1 protein-coding gene is annotated in these 1330 nt (G+C 71.2%); it reads left to right on the plus strand.

Going from position 1 to position 1330, the window contains the following annotated elements:
• A partial coding sequence (locus CF165_RS45940) for an AMP-binding protein (RefSeq protein ID WP_143268847.1) occupies positions 1-1330 on the plus strand: 1330 nt, incomplete at both ends.

Consider the following 1330-nt stretch of genomic DNA (forward strand, 5'->3'; position numbering starts at 1 on the left):
AGCCGCAGCCTGGCCCACCAGCCACTCTGCCAGGTGCTGATCGCGTTCCAGGGGCGGCAGCCGCTGGTCGACCTGCCCGGCCTGGACTCCACCCTGCGGTTGCCGGACATCGGCATCGCCCGGTTCGACCTTTCGTTCGTGTTCACCGAACACCCGGATGCCGGCGCCGGCCACGACCTGGAGCTGGTCATCGAGTACCGGACGGACCTGTTCGAGCGGACGACCGTGCAGCGGATGACCCGTCAGCTGGAATGGATCCTGCGGGCGGTGACGCGGGACGCGGACGTCTCCGTACGCCGGGTGGAGCTGCTCACCGCCGATGAACGGAAGAGCCTCGCCGGGCAGGACGCGACCGGCGCCGGCATCACACCCCGTACGGCTGTCTCCCTGTTCGAGGACCAGGTGGGTGACGCGCCCGCACTGGTCTTCAAAGATCAGAGCCTGTCCTACGAGGACCTCAACGCGCGCGCCAACCAGCTCGCCCACCACCTGATCCGGCTGGGCGCGGGCCCCGACACCCTGGTCGGCGTCGCCATGCCCCGGTCACCCGAGATGGTCGTCGCGGTGCTGGCCGTGCTGAAGTCCGGCGCGGCCTACCTGCCGATCGACCCGGGCTATCCTCGCGCCCGGATCGCCTTCATGCTCGACGACGCGAGACCGATGGTGGTGGTCACCACCTCCGACCTGGTCCACGACCTGCCGGACACCACTCTCACGCTGGTCTTCGACGACGACACCACCCGCGAACTCGGCGGGTCGCCGGTCACGAACCCCACCGACGCGGACCGCTCGCGCCCACTGCTCCCGCAGGACTGCGCGTACCTGATCTACACCTCCGGGTCCACGGGCATCCCCAAGGGCGTCCAGGTGCCGCACAGCGGCGTCGCGAGCCTCGCCGCCACCCATGTCGACCGGCTCGGTGCCGGGCCGGGCAGCCGCGTGCTGCAGTTCGCCGCGCTGAGCTTCGACGCGGCGTTCTGGGAAATGTGCATGAGCCTGTTCACCGGGGGCACCTTCGTGCTGGCCTCCGCCGAGCGGCTCATGCCGGGCCCGGCACTCGCTCAGCTCGTGCGCGACCACCAGGTCACCCACCTCACACTGCCGCCGACGGCGTTGGCGCAGCTGGCCGAGGACGGGCTGCCCACCGGGATCACACTGGTGGTCGCCGGGGAGGCGTGCCCGCCGGACCTGGTGAAGCGGTGGGCACCCGGCCGCGCGATGATCAACGCGTACGGCCCCACGGAGACCACGGTCTGCGCCACGATGAGCGACCCCCTCGACGTCGGCGGGGAGGCGCCGATCGGCCGGCCGGTCCACGACACCCGCGTGT

This window comes from Amycolatopsis vastitatis, from assembly GCF_002234595.1.
In the GTDB taxonomy this organism is placed as follows: domain Bacteria; phylum Actinomycetota; class Actinomycetes; order Mycobacteriales; family Pseudonocardiaceae; genus Amycolatopsis; species Amycolatopsis vastitatis.